Below are 18,283 nucleotides of genomic sequence, written 5' to 3' on the forward strand. Positions count from 1 at the left end.
CTAGGGGGCGGCGGGCTCGGCGGCGTCGCCGGTCTGGGCGGGGGTGGCGCTGGCGGTGCGGATCAGCGAATCCAGCATCTTCTTGCGCTTGGCCTCGTAATAATAGCCGCGCGCATAGAGCATCACCGCCCGCTTCTCGTCGCGCCCGGCCACCCGGTAGGCATTGGCGAGATAGGCGACGGCGTAGGTGAGGTTGGTGTCGGCGTCGAGCAGGTCCTTCGGCGCGCCACGGAAGCCCAGGGCGCGGGCCGTGTCGACGCGGATCTGCATCAGCCCCCAATAGGGGCCGTTGCGGCGGCTCGGCTCGAACTTGCTCTCGCGCCAGGCGACGCGGCGCACCAGCCACACCGGCACGTCGAAGCGCTGGGCATGGCGCTCCAGCAGCGCCTCGATCGCCGCGGGCGCGCGGTCGGCGGTGGCGCGGGTCGCCACCGGCTCGGGCGCGTCGTCGATGGGGCGCGCGGCGTCTTCCCCGGCGGGCAGCGGCTCGACCTCCGCCTCGGCCACCGCTTCGGCCGGCACCTTGGCGGACGCGGCCGCCTTGGCCTCGGCGGCCGGGAAGGCGGGGGAGTCAGCCGATGGCGGCGCGGCGAAGGCGAGAGGCTCACTCGGGCGGCTCGGCGGCAGCGGCACCAGCGAGGCGAGGACGAGGCCGCGCTTCTCCGCCAGGCGCTTGGGCGGCACGGGAATGGCGGGCAGGTCGGGCGCGCCCGTGGGAGTGTCGGCCGCTTCGGCCACGGAGGCGGGCGCTGATGGCGCGGTCGTCGTCGGAGCGGTTTCGCGCGGCGTCACGGGGACAAGGGCCACTTCTTCCGTGTGCACCACCAGCCGCTCGCCGGTGAGCGCGCCGCGCGCGGGGTCGGTGATCCAGGCACTGTAGGACGGCGCGACGAGATCGGCCGGGCAGCGCGGCACCGGGGCCAGAACCGGCGGCGGCACGACGCGGGCGAGCGTGACGGCCACCACGCGCACGCTGCGCACGGGAGCGTTCTTCTTGGTCGTGGCCGCGTTGGTCGCGGCCGAGGCCGGGGTCGCCACGAGCATGCCGCCCGCCAGCAGCGCGAGGCTGGCGAGGGTGAGCGGCCTTGCCGCCGGGACAGGTCTTGCTGCGCGTCGTTTCACGCCCGATGGCGTAGCATATTTATTAACGCGCTGAAAATCCCGGCCGGGAGGCGGGGACGGGCCGCTTCGCCCGCCCGGGTGGCGGTCGGGGCGGGCGTTGACGATGTGCCGGCTAAGTGGCCGGTTCGCCGGCCTCAGCTTTGGGCTTCAGCTCTTCATGGCGCGCAGTTCGGCGATCTCGCCCTCGGTGAGGTAGCGGATCTTCTCGCCGCGCAGGAGGAAGGCGAGGCGGGCGGTCTCTTCCAGCTCCTCGGCATTGTTGACCGCGTCTTCCAGGTCCTTGCCCAGCACCACCACGCCATGCGAGGCGAGCAGGAAGGCGTTGACCGGGTGCGCCTTCGCCGCCACCGCGAGGTCGCGGGCGATCTCCGGCGCGCCGGGGCGGTAATAGGGAATGACCGGCATATAGCCGGCGCGCATCACGTAATAGGGCGTGAACGGGCGCAGGGCGTTGTCGGTCGGCAGGTCTTCCAGGCAGGACAAAGCGGTGAGATAGGTCGAGTGCAGATGCACGATCGCCCCCGCCTCCGGCCGCGCCGCGAACAGAGCGAGGTGGAAGGCGAATTCCTTCGACGGCTTCGGCCCCGGCACCGGCCGGCCTTCGCCGTCGATCCGCGCCAGCGCGCCGGGGGAGAGACGGCCGAGGCTGCCGCCGGTGGGGGTGACGAGGAAGCCGCCTTCCTCCAGCCGCACCGACACATTGCCGGCGCCGCCGACGCTGTAGCCCCGGTCGAACAGGCTCTTGCACAGGGCGCACAGCAGTTCGGCCTTGGAGTTCGCGCTCATCTTCTTCCTCCATGCGATGGATGAGGCCGGCGCGTCCGCCGCGCCGGCCCCGCATTCTCTCGAAAATGCTCTAGGCTTTTGTTTTTACGCATTTTCTTCACGCGAACCGGAACCCACTTCGCTCGAAAATGCCCTAGTTCGACAGCGCCCAACTGGTGAAGCCGGGCACATAGGTGACCAGCGCCAGCACCGCCAGCATGATGCCGATGAAGGGCAGCATGGCCGTCGACAGCCGCATGACAGGCACGCCGGAAATGCTGCTGGCAAGGTACAAGGCGGTTCCCACAGGGGGCGTCAGCAGGCCGATGGTGAGGTTGATCACCATGACGAGGCCGAACTGCACGGGATCGACGCCGAGATGCGCCGCCACCGGGCCGAGGATCGGCGTCATCAGCAGGATCGCCGGGCCGCTGTCGAGGAACATGCCGACCACGAGCAGCATGACATTGATCAGCAGCAGCAGCAGGATCTTGTTCTCGGTGAGCCCGAGAATGGCGCCGGCGATGGTCTGCGGCAGGCGGGCATTGGTGAGCAGCCAGCCGAACAGCGAGGTAGCGGCGATGATGGCGGCGATCACAGCCGTCGCGATCGCCGCTTCCATGCAGATTTTCGGAATATCGGCGAGGGTGAATTCCTTGTAGACGAACAGGCCGATCACGAAGGCATAGACCGCGACCACGGCGCCGCCCTCGGTGGGGGTGAACACGCCCATGCGGATGCCGCCGATGATGATGACCGGCATCATCAGCGCCCAGCTTGCCTCCTTGAGCCGCTTCCACTTCTCCGCCCCGCTCACGCGGCCCTCGGTCGGGTAGCCGTGGCGGACGGCGTAGAGATAGGAATAGAGCGCGAAGCCGAGGCCGATCACCACGCCCGGCGCGATGGCGGCGAGGAACAGGTCGCCGATCGAGGCCTGGTTGGAGACGCCATAGATGATGATGGCGATGCTCGGCGGCAGGATCAGCGCCAGGCTGCCGGAGGAAGCGACGAGCGCGGCGGAGAAGCCGGCGTCGTAATTGCGCTTCTTCATCTCCGGGATCATCACCGAGCCGAGCGCGGCGACATCGGCGACGCCCGAGCCGGAGACGCCGCCCATGATCACGCCGCTGGTGGTGACGACATGGGCGAGGCTGCCGCGGATATTGCCGACCAGCGCCAAAGCGAGATTGATGATGCGCCTTGTGATGCCGCCATGGCCCATCAGCGAGCCGGCGAGCATGAACAGCGGGATCGCCATCAGCGGGAAGGAATCCACCGAGGTGAACAGCCGCTGGCCGAACAGCGCCATCGGGTAGCCCTGGTAGAGAATGGCGCCGAGCGAGGCCAGCGCGATGCCGAAGGCGACCGGCACGCCGAGAATGAGGAACAGCGCGAAGCCGCCGAACAGAAGCAGGGCGATCATGGCGTGACCTCGCGCGGGCTGGCGCGACGCCAGGCGGCGCGCAGGGCGAAATAGGTGAGGGCGGCGCCGCTGAACGGAATGACCGTGTAGACATAGTACATGGGCAGGCCGAGCGCCGCGCTGCGCTGATGCAGGCCGAACTTGATCAGCGAGGCGCCGCCCACCACCAGCGCGACCCCCACCGCCGCGACGAGCAGCGCATTGACCACGTTGAGCGCGCGCGAGGGCTTGGCCGGCAGCAGCGACAGCAGGAAGTCGAGCGCGATATGCGCCTTCGACTGGAACGCCGCGGCCATGCCGAGAAAGGTGATCCAGACGAAGATGTAGCGGCCGAGTTCCTCCGACCAGCTCAGCGAATTGGCGAAGACATAGCGCGAGACCACCTGCGCGAAGGTCACGCCCATCATGGCGAACATCAGCGCGCCGATGGCCCAGAGAAGGAAAATATGTAGCAGGCGATCCAGCTTGTCCAAGCTCGTGTCTCCCTCAGGCGGCGCGCCGGTCGCCGCGCCCCGGAACGGCGGCGATCGCGGTTCCGGGGCGGGCGGGTGCGGGCCGCGCGGGCCGGTTGTTACCGCCCGAGTTCCTGCTTGATGCGGTTATAAAGGTCCGGATTGACCTTGGCGCCGAAGGCATCATGCGCGGACTGCGCCGCGGCGGCGATCGGCGCCGTGTCGGGATGAGTGACCTTGAGGCCGGCGGCCTGCATGGTCTTCAGCATCTCGTCGGTCTTGCTGCGGACCTGCTCGTTCTCGAACGCGGTGGCGGCATTGGCCGCCTCGGCGACGATCTTCTGCTGCTCGGGCGTGAGCTGGTTCCAGCGCATCTCGCTGATGACCAGTGTCACATACTCATATTTGTGGTTGGTGAAGGCGAGGTTCGACTGCACCTCGTTGATGCGCCCGCCAAAGATGAAGGGGATCGGGTTTTCCTGCGCCTCGATGACGCCCTGCTCAAGGCCGGTATAGACCTCGCTCCACGCCATCGGGGTCGGGTTGGCGCCGATGGCGCGCCAGGTCGTCACCATGGCGGGAATCTCGGGCACGCGGATCTTCAGGCCCTTGAGGTCGTCAATGCCGTTGATCGGCTTGTTCGAGGTGACCTGCCGCGAGCCGCGCTCCCACCAGTCGAGAATACGGACATTGGCGGTTTCCAGCACGTTGCCGGCGATTTCCTCGCCGATCTTGCCCTTGATGATGGTGTTGAACTCGTCCTGCGACTTGAACAGGTAGGGCAGTTCCAGCAACTGGATCGAGGGAGCGAAATTGCCGAGCACGCCGGCGATGAGGCCGAAATCGACCGTGCCCATCTGCATGCCCTCGACGAGGTCGCGGTCGCCGCCGAGCGTCGAGTTGGGGTAGATGGTGAGCGTGATGGTGCCGTTGGAGCGCTTTTCCAGCTCCTCCTTGAACTTCTGGGCGCCGAGATGCCACAGATCCTGCTCGGACTGGATATGGCCGAGCTTGAGGTTCAGTACGTCCTGGGCGAGGGCGGGCGCCGGCGCGGCCGCAAGGGCGAGCGCCGAGGTGGCGGCGAGAACCGCCAGCTTCAGCGTCTTCACGGTGATGTTCAACAAGTCACGTCCTCCTTTTGATCTTATGGTTTCACGGCCCGCCTTCGGGCAGGCCGCGGCGTTCACCGGCCGCGCAGAACGGCATCGGCCTCGGCGAAGAAGTCGGGTCCGCCGAAATTTCCTGACTTGAGCGCCAGCGCCAGCGGCCTTCCGCCGGCGGGAACCGTGCGCAAGGCAGGCGCGCCGGGGGCGATTTCCGGTCCGATCTCCAGCGAGGTCAGGCCCAGCCCCTCGACCACGGCGCCCGAGGTCTCGCCGCCGGCCACGACGAGACGCCCCACGCCGCCCGCGACCAGGGCTCGGGCGATGGCGGCGAAGAGCGTCTCGATGGCCGCCGCGACAGTCTCGCGGCCATGGGTGTTCTGGGCGCGCCGCACCTCTTCCGGGTCGGCGGAGGAGAAGACGAGCGGGCGCGCCTTCTGCGCCAGCGCCCAGGCGGCGATGGCCTGCGGGTCGAGCCGCCCGGCCACCGCGTCGTCGGCATTGATTTCGTAAAGCGGCAGGCCGGCGGCGCGGTGGCGGGCGACCTGGCCGCGCGTGGCGGTGGAGCAGGAGCCGGAGAGCACGACGCAGGCGCCTTCCACCCCCTGCCAGGCGCTGCCTTCGCCCGACAACAGGCCCTTGCGGCGGAAATTCGCCGGCAGGCCCATGGCGATGCCGGAGCCGCCGGTCACCAGCGGGGCGCCGTCCAGCGCGGCGCCGATTTGCATCAGATCGGCGTCGGAGAGCGCGTCGACCACGATCAGCCGCGCTCCTTCCGCATCCGCGCGGGTGAGCGCCTCCGTGATGGCGGCGGCGCCCTGGCGCACGGCGGCGAAGCCGACATGGCCGACCTTCATCTCGGTCTGTCGCGCGAGCCAGCGGCGGATATCGGCATCCGTCATCGGGTTGAGCGGGTGATGCTCCATGCCGCTCTCGTTCAGCAGCCGGTCCTGCACGAAGAGATGACCCTGATAGAGCGTGCGGCCGGCGCCGGGGAACACCGGGCAGACCACGACTTTGCGGGCGTCCAGCGCCTGCGCGAGGGCCGCCGCCACCGGGCCGATATTGCCCTCGGGCGTGCTGTCGAAGGTCGAGCAATATTTGAACAGGAACTGGGTGCAGCCCTGCGCCTTCAGCCAGTCCAGCGCCGCCAGCGACTGGGCGATGGCGTCCCTGGCGGGAATGCTGCGCGACTTCAGCGCCACCACGCCGGCCTCGACGCCGGAATCGGCCGGGCCCATCGGCACGCCGGAATATTGCGTCACCCGCATGCCCTGCTTGGCGAGGGTGTTGGCGAGATCGCTGGAGCCGGTGAAGTCGTCGCCAATGCAGCCGAGAAGCATGGTCAGAGCCTTTGCAGAAGTGCGGAGCGGAGAGGCGTTGCGCTCATGCGGGGTCGGGTGTCTGCGCGCGCATGTCCCAATAGGTGCGGATCACCGTTTCGAGATGCGCGCGCATCGCCGCTTCCGCGCGGTCGGCATCGCGGTCGCGGATGGCCTCGAAAATGTGCCGGTGCGCCGCCATCGCCTTGCCGAGGCCGTCGGGATGGCTGAGCGAGAAGCGGCGCTGTTCTTCCAGCAGTTCGAGAACGACGTGGTAGAGCGCGTCGAGCAGCGGGTCGTCGGCGATGCGGGCGATGCGGTGGTGGAACGCATCGTCGCTGGCCGAGAACGCCGGAATGTCGCCGGCGCTGGCCTCATTGACGCGCAGCAGCGCTTCCAGTTCGGCGATGTCCTGCTCGGTCGCCAGCCGCACGGCCTCGCGCGCCAGCGCCACCTCGACGAAGATGCGGGTGTGCTGGAACTGGCGAATGCCTTCCGGCCGGGCGACCAGCATGCGCGCCGCGCCGGTGAGAAGCTGCAGCATATCGCGCGGGTCGGGCTCGGTGACACGGGTGCGGTCGCCATTGGAGACGGACAGCATCCCGGTCTTGCTGAGCCAGAGCAGCGCCTCGCGCACGGCGGGGCGGCCGACGCCGTAATGCGCCATCAGCTCCCGCTCGGAGGGCAGCGTGTCGCCGACGCTCAATTCGCCCGACAGCACCCGCGCCTCGATGTCCTTGGCGATCTTGTCGGACAGCCGGTCGCGGCGCAGATGGGCCGGGGTGCCGAAACCGCTCATGCGCCGAGCTTGTCCGCGATCTCGCGCTTGGCGGCGACGATGCCGGCGAGGAAGCTGTCGCGCCATTTCCGGCGTGCCGGCAGGCCTTCGGCGGGCACCTGCGCGCGCATCTTCGCCTCGATGGCGGCGACGAGTTCCGGCGTCCATTCGCGCGGGTCGGCCTGCTCCTTGGCCAGGCCGTAATACATCGGCCCGAGATTGGCGCAGTATTCCGACACGCCCTTGGCGGCATTGAGATCGATGGTGGCGAAGGGCCCCATGAAGCACCAGCGCAGGCCAAGCCCGTCGGACACCGCCGCATCGACCTCGGCCGGCGTGCAGATGCCGTCCTCGACCAGCCGGAAGGCTTCGCCCAGCAGCGCGCTCTGCAGCCGGTTGACGACGAAGCCGTTGATCTCGCGGGTGAGGGTGATCGGGCTCTGGCCGACCTCCGCCATCAGATTGCGGGTGAAATCGAGCGTTTCCGTCGCCGTCCAGGGGGCGGGGATCAGCTCAACCAGCGGGATGAGGTGCGGGGGGTTGATCGGGTGCGCCACCAGGCAGCGCGCGGCATTGGCGAGGCCTTCGGTGAACACCGAGGCGGGGAAGCCGGAGGTGGAGCTGCCGATGATGGTGGTGGGCGCCACCAGCGCGTCCATCTCGCGATAGAGCTCCTGCTTGATCGGCAGCCGTTCCGGCGCGCTTTCCTGCACATAATCGGCGCCGGCCAGCGCGTCGGCGAGGCTGGCGGCGAGGCGGCAGCGGGCCTTGAGGGCGGGATCGGCCGCGATGACGAAGGCGAGCGCGGCTTCCGCCGCCGCCGGGCTGCGGTCGTAAATGGCGAGATCGTGCCCGGCGCGGGCGAAGACCAGAGACCAGGATGAACCCACCACGCCGCAGCCGACGATCGCAATCTTCATGTTCACTGCCCTCTCAACACACGCGGCGGCGGCCCCGGCCGTGTCGCGTCCTCCCAGCCGCAGGGCCGGGGCGCGAACAATCGTTCCGCCGTCTGATCACTTGGTCTGGTATGACAGGTTGATAGACTGATCGTCAACCTATCCCCAACAGGAAAATCCGCGGCCCCGTGGGAAGGGGGCGGCCGGGGGGGCATGGGAGGGGGCAAAAGAGGCGACGCGCCGGCCGGCTGCCGCCGAGCCGTGACTCTTCCCCGGGGCGGGCGGGGGAGGGCATGGGAGGGGCAAAAGAGGCGACGCGCCGGCCGGCTGCCGCCGAGCCGTGACTCTTCCCCGGGGCGGGCGGTTCCTGGCGACGGGCCGCGAGGCGGCGTTTCAGCCCAGGGCGGCGGCGCGGGCGAGCAGCGACGCGGCCAGCGCCAGCATGACCACGCCGACGCCGGCATCGAGCACCCGCCACGCCGCCGGCCGGGCAAAAAGCGGCCGCAGCAGCCGGGCGCCATAGCCCAGCGCCGCGAACCACAGGAAGCTCGCCAGCGCCGCGCCGGCGACAAAAGCCGGCCGCGCCGCCGCCGGCTGGGCGGCGCCGGCCGCGCCCATCAGCAGCACCGTGTCGAGATAGACATGCGGGTTCAGCAGGGTGAAGCCGGCGGTGGCCAGCAGCGCGCGGGCGAGGGTGGTGCCGGCCGAAGCGTCGACCGCCATCGCCCCGGGCTGCGCCATGCGCCGCAGCGCCTGCACCCCATACCAGCCAAGAAAGCCGGCGCCGCCAAGGGCGAGCAGCGTGGCGAGCCGGGGCAGGGCGGTGAGGAAGGCGCCCATGCCGGCGACGCCCGCGCCGATCAGCAGCGCATCGGCGGCGGCGCAGAACAGCACGATGGCGCCGACATGTTCCCGCCGCAGCCCTTGGCGCAGCACGAACAGATTTTGCGCGCCAATGGCGATGATCAGCGCGGCGGAGAGCGCGAAGCCGGTGGCGAAGGGCAGGGCGGCGGCGAGAGAAGAGGGTGTCATGCCGGCCGTGGTGGCGCGCGGCGGGAGAAAAGTAAAACTTGTTCTCCTAAGCCTGATGAAGCAATGCTTCATCCATGCTGGACTATCCCTCCCTCGCGGCCCTCGCCGCCGTGGTTAGCGAAGGCTCGTTCGAGCGCGCCGCCGCCGTTCTGTCGGTGACGCCATCGGCGGTGTCGCAGCGTGTGCGCGGGCTGGAGGAGCGGCTCGGCGCCATTCTCGTCGTGCGCGGCCAGCCCTGCGCGCCGACGCCGCTCGGCCGCACGCTCTGCGCCCATCTCGACCGTGTGCGCCTGCTGGAGCATGACCTCGCCCCGGCGCTCGGCACCGGCACGGCGGCGGATGAGCGGCTCACCCTGCCGGTGGCGGTGAACGCCGACAGCCTCGCGACCTGGTTTCCGGCGGCGGCCGCCGATTTCGCGCGGAACGCGCAGGTCTCGCTCGACATCGCGCTCGACGATGAGGGCCATACCGCGGCGCGGCTGCGGGCCGGCGAGGTGCTGGCCGCGGTCACCGCCGAGCGCGAGCCGGTGCAGGGCTGCCGGACCGTGCCGCTGGGCGCGCTGCGCTATGCCGCCTGCGCCAGCCCGGATTTTGCCGCGCGCCATTTTCCGAGCGGCGTGACGGCGGAGGCGCTGCACGCCGCGCCATGCCTGCGCTTCGACCGGCGCGATTTCCTGCAGGCGCGCTGGGCGCGGGAGGCGCTCGGGGTGGAGCGGCTCGGCCCGGTGCATTGGGTGCCGTCGACGCAGGGCTTTCTCGACCTGACGCGGGCCGGGCTGGGCTGGGGCATGCATCCCGCGGTGATGGTGGACGAACTGCTCGCCGCCGGCCGTCTGGTCGAGCTGGCGCCGGGGCGGCGGATCGAGGTGCCGCTCTATTGGACCGTCACCCGCCTCCACGCCGGCGCGCTGCGCCAGCTCACCCGCGCCGTGCGCGCCGCCGCCGGCGCCACCCTGGCACGGTGACGCCCCCCGCACGGGAGGACGCCGCGACGCCTTCAGGTCCCTTCGCAACACCGCTATGCGCCTCTGCGGGAATTGCGCTAGGAGGCGGCATCGCGGGTGTCCGCCCGCTCGGTAAATCCGAGCAGCAATGTCTTCGCGATGTCCCGCGCCTGCGAGGCAAGCGCCTCATCCGGCAGTTCGCCGGCGGTCCAGAACGACAGTACGCCGCGAAAGGCGAAGGCGAGCTGTTGCGGCAGACAGCGCAGCGCGCGCTCCCTGTGTGTCGCGGCCAGGCCGTCGCCGGCGCCCAGCGCCAGCGACCAAAGAGTCGTGGAGTGCGCCAGCACCTTTCCGGGGGACGGGCCGGCCGTGCCGATCCAGCCCATCACGACGCGGTTTATCTCCGGCTCCTCCAGCATCACCCCGGCCGCCATGTCGATCGCCAGCAGCACCCTGCCGGCAGCATCGGGCGGCGGCGACAGCGCGGCAAAGCGCCGGGTCATCGTCTCGATCCGCCGCCCCGACAGGGCGTGCATGATCGCCGCCTTGCTGCCGAACTGATTGAACGGCGTGGCGAAACTAACCCCGGCCTCGGTGGCAAGATCGCGCATCGAGAAATCGGCCTTGCCCCGGCGCAGCAGCCGCTCCGCCGCGTCCAGCACGCGCTGGCGCACCGGCTCGCCGCGCGCGGCGGCCGGCGCCGATTGGGTCTTGTTTCCGGTCATGGCTTATCTATATCATGATATAGATCTAATCATCGCCGGAGTTGTACCATGGCTTCCGCCCCCAACCCATTCGCCCCCAAGACATTTCTCATCACAGGCGTCAGTTCCGGCCTCGGGCGCGCCTTTGCCCTGGGCGCGCTTGCGGCGGGCCACTCGGTGATCGGCACCATGCGGCGGCAGGCTGACGCCGACGCCTTCGCCGCGCTCGCTCCCGGCCGCGCGCACCCGCTGACGCTGGATGTGACCGATTTCGACGCGATCCCGGCGGCGACCACTGAGGCCGAACGGCAGGTCGGGCCGATCGACGTGCTGGTGAACAATGCGGGCTATGGCCATGAGGGTGTGCTGGAAGAATCGTCCATGGACGATCTGCAGCGCCAGTTCGCCGCCAATGTCTTCGGACCCGTCGCGATGATCAAGGCGGTGCTGCCGGGCATGCGCGCGCGGCGGCGCGGCCATATCATCAACGTCACCTCCATGGGCGGTTTCATCACCATGCCCGGAATCTCATTTTACTGCGGCAGCAAATTCGCGCTGGAAGGCATCTCCGAGGCGCTCGGCAAGGAGGTGGCGAACTTTGGCATTCGGGTGACCGCGCTGGCGCCCGGCCAATTTCGCACCGATTGGGCGGGACGCTCGATGGAGCGCACGCCGCGCAGCATCGCCGACTATGACGCGGTGATGGACCCGGTCCGCGCCGCGCGACAGGCCAAGAGCGGCCATCAGCCCGGCGACCCGGCCAAGGCGGCGCAGGCATTGCTCACCCTGGTCGATGCGGAGAACCCGCCGGTGCGGCTGTTCCTCGGCGACGATGCCTTGGGACTAGTCGAACAGAAACTCGACCGCATGCGCGACGAAATCAGTGCGTGGGAGGCGCTGTCGCGCTCGACCAGCTTCGCCTAGAGAGCGCCCGGGTCGCCCGCCGTCGTCCTGCGGCGCATCCTTCCCCTGCGCCCCGTTGTCGATCACATAGACGATGCCGCTCACCACCTGCCGGTCATTGCACTTCAATGAATCCTGAACCTAGGTGCCAGCCGGCGACACAGCGGCGGGAGGGTGTCTACAGCCGCATGCGGGCGAGATCGCCCCGCTCGTAGAAGGAGACTATCCGCGTCACCGAGAAGGCGATGATGAAATAGATCAACGCCGTCGCGGTGAGAATCTCGATCGGCCGTGCGGTGGAATCGGCAATCATCTGACCCTGATACATCAGGTCCGCCATACCGACGGCGGAGACCAGCGCGCTTTCCTTGAATAGGGTCACGCAGTTGGAGAGCAATGTCGGGACGGCGCGCAGGACCGTCTGGGGCAGGATCACATAGGGCACGCTCACCCGCGCTGGCAGGCCGAGCGCGACACAGGCATCGCGCTGTTCGGCGCCGATGGATCTGAGCGCCGCACGAAAGCTCTCGCTGGAAATGGCGCCCATATAGAGCGAGAGGGTGAGCACGGTGGAGAACACATTGCCTAGTTCCATGCCGAGGATCGCCGGCAGGCAGAAAAAGAACCGGTCCGGCAATGGGCCAGTCTCGCCGCCACCCTCTATCGCGAGCTGGATCCCGACGCCGCAGGGGAGTTGCTCGGCGAGGGCGATCCGCAGGGTTACGAGCCCCTCCGCATCGCCATTGCGGAGCACGTCGCGCTCAGCCGCGGCCTCACCTGCACCCCGCATAACATCGTCATCTTCGCGGGAGCGCAGCATGCGGTGGACCTCGCCTGCCGTGTCCTGCTCACGCGCGGTGAGCAGGTCTGGTGCGAGGATCCGGGCTATGATGGCATCTACGCCTCGGCGACAGCGGCGGGTGCCATTCCCGTGGCCATACCTGTCGACGAATTAGGGATCGTGGTGGAGCGGGGCATGGCTCTCGCGCCTGATGCCCGCCTCGTCTATGTCTCGCCGTCCAAACAATTTCCGCTCGGCATGGAACTGAGCCTCGAACGGCGACATGCCCTGCTGCAATGGGCCAGCGCCGCCGGCGCCTGGGTGCTGGAGGACGACCACGATACGGAGTTCTGCTATGCGGGCCGCCCGATGCCGGCACTGCACGCGCTGGATCGAGAGGGCCGCGTGACGTTGCCCCCTGAATGCCCTCGTTCATAACCAGAATCCGTTCTGGTTGTGGTCCTGCCTGGACCGGGCTGCGAACTCGTTTGGGGTAAGGCCGCCGAGGCTCGTGTGAGGCCGGTGGCCGTTGTAGTCGATCCGCCAAGCTTCGATGATCCGACGTGCCATCGGCAAGCCCTGGAACAGGTGCTCGTTCAGACATTCGTCGCGGAAGCGGCCGTTCAGGCTCTCGACGAAGGCGTTCTGAACCGGCTTGCCGGGAGCGATGTAGTGCCACTCGACACCTGTGTCCTGCTGCCAACGCAGGACCGCGTGCGAGGTCAGTTCGGTGCCGTTGTCGCTGACGACCATGAGCGGCTTGCCACGACGTTGGATGATGGCGTCCAGCTCCCGTACGACCCGGTGGCTCGACAGCGACGTGTCGGCCACGAGCGCCAGGCACTCCCGGGTGAAGTCGTCGACGATCACCAGCACGCGGAACCGGCGTCCGTCCGCGAGCACATCGGAGACGAAGTCCAGGCTCCATCGCTGGTTGGGTGCCTGCGGCAAGGTCATCGGCGCTCGCGTGCCAAGCGCTCGCTTGCGTCCGCCGCGACGGCGCACCGACAGCCGCTCCTCGCGGTAGAGCCTGAAGAGCTTCTTGTGGTTGATCTCCTTGCCCTCTCGCCGAAGCAGGATCAGCAGACGCCGATAGCCGAACCGCCGACGCAAGCTCGCCAGCTCACGAAGGCGCTGGCGGAGCGCGGTATCGTCGCCTCGCGTCGAGGCGTAGCGATAGGTCTTCGGCTCGATGCCGATGAGGCCGCACGCACGCCGCTGCGAGTAGCCCTTCTCCTCGATCGCCCAGGTCACGACCTTCCTCCGGGAACTGGGCGTCAGAAGTTTTTTCCAAGAGCCTCGCGGAGAGTGGCTACGTCGAGCATCGACTCGGCCAGAAGCTTCTTCAGCTTCCGGTTTTCCTCCTCGAGCGCCTTAAGGTTGCGGGCGTCGGACACCTCCATCCCGCCGTACTTCGTGCGCCACGTGTAGAAGGTCGCGTCGCTGATCCCGTGCTTCCGGCAGAGGTCCACGACCGGGATTCCGGCCTGGTGCTCCTTCAGGATCCCGATGATCTGTTCCTCGCTGAACCGGCTCTTGCGCATCGTCCGTCTCCTCTCGACGGATCCTAGCTTCTGAGCGGGGTCATTTCAGGGGGCAACGTCACGGTGAGGCTACGCAGAGACCCGCCCCAGCCACACAGGCAGCGGCCCGGTAAAACTTCTTCGGCATATTTCCCCTCCTAGGAAAACGTTTCGATCGTTGAGTATTCGACGTTTGCGTAATCGCTTTTTCTTATCGAAGGCCGTCAGCCGCCCCCTTCGGTCGCGGACCGCCCGTGGGCAGCGCTCCGCGACAGCCGCACAGGCGCGCGGCATCGGCTGGGGCCGTGGCCAGGCCCCCGCGCACAGGAAAAGGCATGAAGCTTGTGGTGGACGCTCAGACGCTGTCGGCGAACAGAAGGGCTCGATCGACCCGCCAGACATATGAGGGTCCGGTCATGTATAGAAACTGCCGCTCGGGGCCACCGAACGTAATATTGGTCAGTCGCTCATCGGTTTCGATCAGACCGCACAGATCGCCCGAAGGATCGAGAATCCATAAGCCGCCCGGTCCCGTGCAATAGACGCGGCCAGCGGCATCAACTTTCATGCCGTCGGGAACGCCGGGGCGATCGTCGCCGCCGAGATCGGCGAAGAGGCGGCGATCCTTCAGCGTCCCATCGTCGGCGACGGAATATGCGTGGATCAGCTTCCGCCAGGTGTCGTTGACATAGAAGGCCTTCTCGTCAGGGGAAAAGGCCAGCCCGTTGGCGGCGCCAAATCCATCATCGTCCAGCAGTTCTACCTGCCCGCGCACGATGCGGTAGACTGCTGAAAAGGGGTGTCCCTTCCTCGGATCTTCGTCCGACCGTACGGAATCGGCGGATGAATCCGTGAAATATATCTCGCCGCTCGACTTGACGACAACGTCATTAGGAGTGTTCAGGCGCCTGCCATTGTAGAATTCCGCGATGATCTGCACCTCACCCGCCATGTCGATCTTGCCGACGTGTCTCTGGCCATAGCCGCAGTAGATGATGCTGCCATCATGGTTCCGCGTCAGCCCATTCGGCCCGATCAGCGTCACATCCCGCCCTGCGATGTGGAAATGGCGCGGCTCGGACACCGGCGACCGCTCGACGAAATTGTCCGCGAAGATCGACAGCCCTTCGGTTGGACTCCATTGCACAATGGCATCCCCCGCGATGTCAGTGAACTTCAGATGTCCGCCGGACTCGTCATCGACCCAGACCGGCCCTTCAAAGAAGGCGCTGCGGTCCTCGATCAATTTTTCGACCCGCGAGGCGGGAACAACGATCATAAGCCAATCTCCAAACCGCATATTGCTGCGGATCCGCGCTCGGTAGGCGCAAATCGGGCAGCGGTCCCGCCCAAGCTTTCCGGTCCTCGAGAGCGCGGCGTGTCCTCAGGAACGGACGAGTTCCATTTCCAGGGCATCGGCCGGGACCGCGTCGCTGATCGGGTTGCGCAGCGTGCCAATGCCTTCGATCTCGATTTCACAGACGTCGCCATGTTTGAGGAAGATGGGCGGCGTACGGGCGTAGCCCACCCCCGCCGGCGTGCCGGTGGCGATGATGTCGCCGGGCTCCAGCGTCATGCATTCCGACAGCACCGAGACGAGTGTCGCGACGCTGAAGATCATGTTGCCCGTGTTGCCGTCCTGCATGACCTTGCCATTGACCCGCGAGGTGATACGCAGGCCATGAGCGCCGGACGGCAGTGCATCGGCGGTCACCAGTTCCGGGCCGAACGATCCCGACCGGTCGAAATTCTTGCCGATGGTCCACTGGGTGGATTTTCTCTGGTAGTCACGCACCGAGCCATCGTTGAAGCAGGTATAGCCTGCGACGTGGCAAAGGGCCTGCGCGGGGGAAACGCGGGATGCCGTCCTGCCGATGACCACGGCAAGTTCGGCCTCGAAATCCAGTTTTTCGGACATTGACGGGCGTATCAGCGGCGCACCGGGACTGGCGATGGAGGTGATCGCCCGCAGGAAGATGGCGGGATAATCCGGAATCGGATTTCCCCCCTCTTTCGCGTGGTCGGTATAGTTCAGGCCGACGCAGATAATCTTGCCCGGTCGCGTGAGTGGGGGGAGCAACTGCACATCCACGACAGCGAACTCGCCGCCCGTCGCACCGCCCGGATCCGAAACGATATCAAGAATGCAGCGCGCCGCCGAATATTCACGTATCCGCTCGCCGATGCGAGCGCCGTGGCGTACCTGTCCATCGCGCATATAGGTTACAAGTCTCATCGGCGTCGTACCTTTGCAGTTAAGTTCAGGAGGGCCGGTCCTCGACCGGCCTTGCGGGAGCTGTTCACCCCCGATTTCAGCGGCGCTCCGGCCGAACCCCGCGCGTGGATCCGGCCCGGCCGCGCGATCACCCTGCGCGAATGCGCCGGGCGCCATAGCCCCGTGGTCGCGGCTCAGTCTGATATCTGTCCCGCCACACGGTGGGATAGGATCGGCGCTACGCGGTCGCGGATGAATGCCTTGTGGATGGGATTATCCTGATAACTCTTCCATCCGGCTTCGTCCTTGAATGTTGCCGTCAAGATGTAATTGGCGTTGCCTTCGCGAAACTCGAGATCCGGTCCGTGCGTTGCCGCAACCACGTCTGGAATGAGTTTCATCATCTCCGTCATATCTCGATTAAAGTCAGAGATCTGATCGGCGCTGACGCCCTCCTTCCAGAAGAACATCACGATATGCTTGATCATGTCAGGCCTGTCTTTCTTGGCATAGGCACGCCGCAGCGGCGGGTTTCGGACGCTGCGGCCATCGGGCTCTCGCCGTTGCCGCGGCCTGTTCGCCGCGACAACGGGAGCCGAGGCCGGGTTACGCCTGGGCCCGGGTTACGCCTGGGCCCGGCGGTAGATGGGCTGTTCCTCATAGGCGTGGCTGGCGGCAGGCAGCGCTTCGAAGAACTCGTCGACCATGGTCACCACGTCCTGCGGATCGCGCGCGCAGCCATAGAGGTAGTGGTCCGGGCGCGCGAGCAACGCGACCGCATCGAATGCCGTCCAGGCGTCGCGATAGCTGTCGTCACGCTCGATCACGTCGGCGCCGTCGGCATCCGCTCCGGCCACATGCAGGACATGCACACCGAGTTCGGCGAGCCGGCGCAGCCGCTCCGGCCCCAGCAGATCGCGGATCGGCACGGCGCTGACGAGTTGACCGCCGAACCCCACGAGATCATCCAGCAGGCCCTCGCGCCCTTCCATCTCAACCCGCCCCTGGGGTGCGAGCTGGCCGGCCCCTGGCGTCAGATCGCCGGACGGGCCACGTCGGACAATTCCGCCTACCAGACCGGGGATCGGAATACGAACCGGACCGCCAGACCGCCCGGCGGCATCTCTGGCCGCCGCCGCCGCAGGGTCGGATTCGTTGACCGTCTTCCAGGCGTAAAGCGAGCCGTTCACGAAGAAGCGCGACTGCGGCAGGCGCTCCACCTCGTAGCTTTCAAGAATGGAGGCATCGACCGCATCGTCGAGGACCAGACGGAGCTTCCAGGCGATATTGATGGCGTCACGCATGGCGCAGCAGGCGCCCTGGCCCATATACGGCGTCATCGCATGCGCCGCGTCGCCGCCGATGAAGACATGCCCCTTGCCGAAGGAACGGGCGATGTGCGAGCGGAACCGATAGGCCACCCGCCGCGTCAGGCGAACGTCGGCGCGCGTGACGCCGAAGTGCTGCTCCAGGAAGGCATATCCCTTGTCTTCCGAGAGTTCGCTGGTCAGGTCTTCGTGCGGAAGGACGCGCACGTCCGTCCGGCATCGGTTAGCGCCGTTGGGTCCGGCAAACCAGGCGCGCTCGGGGCGCATGTGGAACTGCGTCTGCTGAAGCTCGGGCGGCAGTGGGCGGAGGGCGTCGAAATCCGTCAGTATCCATTGGTCGCTGTGCTCGTGGATGACTTCAAGAGAGATCCCGAGCGATTCCCGCACGAAGCTTTTGGCGCCGTCGAAGCCCAGTATGTACCGTGCACGGTGCGTTTCCGTCCGCGACTCGCCGCCGCCCTGAGGTGAGACCTCAATAGTGATGAGAGCGTCGGTCTCGCCATCTTCGATCTTGACTGCCCGGCAGCCCCACCGCAGGGCAACGTGCCGGCACGCGGCGATGCGCCGTGTCATGGCAGCCTCGATATTGGGCTGGTGCAGGGAGTAATGTGACCAGTGGCCGGCGATCCGATAGTCCCAGTCGATTGGGGGAACTGGCGCGTCGTCCGCACCGAACAGGGCGATACCCCTGGCGGGAATGGCGTCCAGCATCGCCTCGCGCGGATCGGAGGCATGTTGGAGCACGCGCGCGATTTCTCCGTCGAGGGTGCTCATACGCGGCTGGCCATAGGGACCGGGCGCCTTGTCGATCACCAGAACGCGGTGGCCTGCCTGTCCTAGCAACGACGAGGCCACTGCGCCGCCCGGACCGAACCCCACAATGACAACGTCCCACTCTGCTACCATTTTCTTCCTCCCCTTAGGCGCGTCGGGTGCCTAATCATTATGATCATTGTTATGTTTGAAATTGCAGCCAGTGGGTCAGTTTT

At 67.4% G+C, this 18,283-nt stretch carries 18 protein-coding genes and 1 pseudogene; 3 read left to right on the top strand and 16 right to left on the bottom strand.

Features of this window, described 5'->3' with window-relative positions; genetic code table 11:
- The 9 genes from AAC979_RS19870 to AAC979_RS19910 form a co-directional block, all read right to left on the bottom strand.
- Positions 1-1,122 carry a transglycosylase SLT domain-containing protein gene (locus AAC979_RS19870; RefSeq protein WP_371348612.1) on the bottom strand — a complete coding sequence of 374 codons (1,122 nt, stop codon included), beginning with the start codon at positions 1,120-1,122 and terminating at the stop codon, positions 1-3.
- Between the two features lie 147 nt (positions 1,123-1,269).
- Positions 1,270-1,908, bottom strand: a complete 639-nt coding sequence (locus tag AAC979_RS19875; RefSeq protein ID WP_371348613.1) for an aldolase — start codon at positions 1,906-1,908, stop codon at positions 1,270-1,272.
- 133 nt (positions 1,909-2,041) lie between these two features.
- Complete coding sequence (locus AAC979_RS19880; RefSeq protein ID WP_371348614.1) at positions 2,042-3,310, bottom strand: TRAP transporter large permease; 1,269 nt, start codon at positions 3,308-3,310, stop codon at positions 2,042-2,044.
- Positions 3,307-3,783, bottom strand: a complete 477-nt coding sequence (locus AAC979_RS19885; protein ID WP_371348616.1) for a TRAP transporter small permease — start codon at positions 3,781-3,783, stop codon at positions 3,307-3,309. The genes AAC979_RS19880 and AAC979_RS19885 overlap by 4 nt, the downstream gene beginning before the upstream one ends.
- A gap of 98 nt (positions 3,784-3,881) precedes the next feature.
- A complete protein-coding gene (locus tag AAC979_RS19890) occupies positions 3,882-4,886 on the bottom strand; it encodes a TRAP transporter substrate-binding protein (protein WP_371348617.1) in 1,005 nt (334 codons plus the stop codon).
- Between the two features lie 59 nt (positions 4,887-4,945).
- Complete coding sequence (otnK, locus tag AAC979_RS19895; RefSeq protein WP_371348618.1) at positions 4,946-6,208, bottom strand: 3-oxo-tetronate kinase; 1,263 nt, start codon at positions 6,206-6,208, stop codon at positions 4,946-4,948.
- A gap of 43 nt (positions 6,209-6,251) precedes the next feature.
- The gene (locus AAC979_RS19900) at positions 6,252-6,986 is read right to left on the bottom strand and encodes an FCD domain-containing protein (protein WP_371348619.1); all 735 of its coding nucleotides are present in this window, start codon (positions 6,984-6,986) and stop codon (positions 6,252-6,254) included.
- On the bottom strand, positions 6,983-7,885 hold the full coding sequence (locus AAC979_RS19905) for a 3-hydroxyacyl-CoA dehydrogenase (RefSeq protein WP_371348620.1): 903 nt from the start codon (positions 7,883-7,885) through the stop codon (positions 6,983-6,985). Before AAC979_RS19905 ends, AAC979_RS19900 begins: the two co-directional genes overlap by 4 nt.
- Before the next feature lie 372 nt (positions 7,886-8,257).
- Complete coding sequence (locus tag AAC979_RS19910) at positions 8,258-8,896, bottom strand: LysE/ArgO family amino acid transporter (protein WP_371348621.1); 639 nt, start codon at positions 8,894-8,896, stop codon at positions 8,258-8,260.
- 74 nt (positions 8,897-8,970) lie between these two features.
- Here AAC979_RS19910 and AAC979_RS19915 point away from each other — a divergent pair, with 74 nt between their 5' ends.
- Entirely contained in the window at positions 8,971-9,861 is an 891-nt protein-coding gene (locus tag AAC979_RS19915; RefSeq protein ID WP_371348622.1) for a LysR family transcriptional regulator ArgP, read from the top strand.
- Positions 9,862-9,938: 77 nt separating this feature from the next.
- On the opposite strand, the gene AAC979_RS19920 is transcribed toward AAC979_RS19915, so the two are convergent.
- Positions 9,939-10,565, bottom strand: a complete 627-nt coding sequence (locus tag AAC979_RS19920) for a TetR/AcrR family transcriptional regulator (RefSeq protein ID WP_371348624.1) — start codon at positions 10,563-10,565, stop codon at positions 9,939-9,941.
- 48 nt (positions 10,566-10,613) lie between these two features.
- On the opposite strand from AAC979_RS19920, the gene AAC979_RS19925 reads away from it, so the two are divergent.
- Entirely contained in the window at positions 10,614-11,468 is an 855-nt protein-coding gene (locus tag AAC979_RS19925) for an oxidoreductase (protein WP_371348625.1), read from the top strand.
- 157 nt (positions 11,469-11,625) lie between these two features.
- Here the strand turns inward: AAC979_RS19925 and AAC979_RS19930 are convergent.
- A pseudogene (locus AAC979_RS19930) lies at positions 11,626-12,069 on the bottom strand (ABC transporter permease subunit); the annotation flags it as partial.
- 48 nt (positions 12,070-12,117) lie between these two features.
- Between AAC979_RS19930 and AAC979_RS19935 the strand changes: the two are divergent.
- The gene (locus tag AAC979_RS19935; protein ID WP_371349105.1) at positions 12,118-12,666 is read left to right on the top strand and encodes an aminotransferase class I/II-fold pyridoxal phosphate-dependent enzyme; all 549 of its coding nucleotides are present in this window, start codon (positions 12,118-12,120) and stop codon (positions 12,664-12,666) included.
- Here the strand turns inward: AAC979_RS19935 and AAC979_RS19940 are convergent.
- The 5 genes from AAC979_RS19940 to AAC979_RS19960 form a co-directional block, all read right to left on the bottom strand.
- Positions 12,661-13,772 (bottom strand): IS3 family transposase gene (locus AAC979_RS19940; RefSeq protein WP_371346076.1). Its coding sequence is split into 2 segments (ribosomal slippage): positions 12,661-13,517 and positions 13,517-13,772, totalling 1,113 coding nucleotides; the frame shifts between segments, so codons are not numbered across the junction. The two genes, AAC979_RS19935 and AAC979_RS19940, sit on opposite strands and share 6 nt — an antisense overlap.
- Before the next feature lie 334 nt (positions 13,773-14,106).
- Positions 14,107-15,030, bottom strand: coding sequence for an SMP-30/gluconolactonase/LRE family protein (locus AAC979_RS19945; RefSeq protein WP_371348626.1), 924 nt, complete (start codon positions 15,028-15,030; stop codon positions 14,107-14,109).
- Between the two features lie 105 nt (positions 15,031-15,135).
- Positions 15,136-15,987, bottom strand: coding sequence for a fumarylacetoacetate hydrolase family protein (locus tag AAC979_RS19950; RefSeq protein WP_371348627.1), 852 nt, complete (start codon positions 15,985-15,987; stop codon positions 15,136-15,138).
- A gap of 173 nt (positions 15,988-16,160) precedes the next feature.
- Complete coding sequence (locus AAC979_RS19955; RefSeq protein WP_371348628.1) at positions 16,161-16,454, bottom strand: Dabb family protein; 294 nt, start codon at positions 16,452-16,454, stop codon at positions 16,161-16,163.
- Positions 16,455-16,589: 135 nt separating this feature from the next.
- A complete protein-coding gene (locus AAC979_RS19960; RefSeq protein WP_371348629.1) occupies positions 16,590-18,200 on the bottom strand; it encodes an FAD-dependent monooxygenase in 1,611 nt (536 codons plus the stop codon).
- Positions 18,201-18,283 lie beyond the last annotated feature (83 nt).

It is taken from the genome of Ancylobacter sp. IITR112 (genome assembly GCF_041415945.1).
In the GTDB taxonomy this organism is placed as follows: Bacteria; Pseudomonadota; Alphaproteobacteria; order Rhizobiales; family Xanthobacteraceae; genus Ancylobacter.

Excerpts from the sequence above, each read along its gene's own strand:
- AAC979_RS19950 (WP_371348627.1), bottom strand. The coding sequence starts at position 15,987 with ATGAGACTTGTAACCTATATGCGCGATGGACAGGTACGCCACGGCGCT.
- otnK (WP_371348618.1), bottom strand. The coding sequence starts at position 6,208 with ATGCTTCTCGGCTGCATTGGCGACGACTTCACCGGCTCCAGCGATCTC.
- AAC979_RS19905 (WP_371348620.1), bottom strand. The coding sequence starts at position 7,885 with ATGAAGATTGCGATCGTCGGCTGCGGCGTGGTGGGTTCATCCTGGTCT.
- AAC979_RS19920 (WP_371348624.1), bottom strand. The coding sequence starts at position 10,565 with ATGACCGGAAACAAGACCCAATCGGCGCCGGCCGCCGCGCGCGGCGAG.
- AAC979_RS19915 (WP_371348622.1), top strand. The coding sequence starts at position 8,971 with ATGCTGGACTATCCCTCCCTCGCGGCCCTCGCCGCCGTGGTTAGCGAA.
- AAC979_RS19875 (WP_371348613.1), bottom strand. The coding sequence starts at position 1,908 with ATGAGCGCGAACTCCAAGGCCGAACTGCTGTGCGCCCTGTGCAAGAGC.
- AAC979_RS19880 (WP_371348614.1), bottom strand. The coding sequence starts at position 3,310 with ATGATCGCCCTGCTTCTGTTCGGCGGCTTCGCGCTGTTCCTCATTCTC.
- AAC979_RS19960 (WP_371348629.1), bottom strand. The coding sequence starts at position 18,200 with ATGGTAGCAGAGTGGGACGTTGTCATTGTGGGGTTCGGTCCGGGCGGC.
- AAC979_RS19925 (WP_371348625.1), top strand. The coding sequence starts at position 10,614 with ATGGCTTCCGCCCCCAACCCATTCGCCCCCAAGACATTTCTCATCACA.
- AAC979_RS19945 (WP_371348626.1), bottom strand. The coding sequence starts at position 15,030 with ATGATCGTTGTTCCCGCCTCGCGGGTCGAAAAATTGATCGAGGACCGC.
- AAC979_RS19900 (WP_371348619.1), bottom strand. The coding sequence starts at position 6,986 with ATGAGCGGTTTCGGCACCCCGGCCCATCTGCGCCGCGACCGGCTGTCC.
- AAC979_RS19910 (WP_371348621.1), bottom strand. The coding sequence starts at position 8,896 with ATGACACCCTCTTCTCTCGCCGCCGCCCTGCCCTTCGCCACCGGCTTC.
- AAC979_RS19955 (WP_371348628.1), bottom strand. The coding sequence starts at position 16,454 with ATGATCAAGCATATCGTGATGTTCTTCTGGAAGGAGGGCGTCAGCGCC.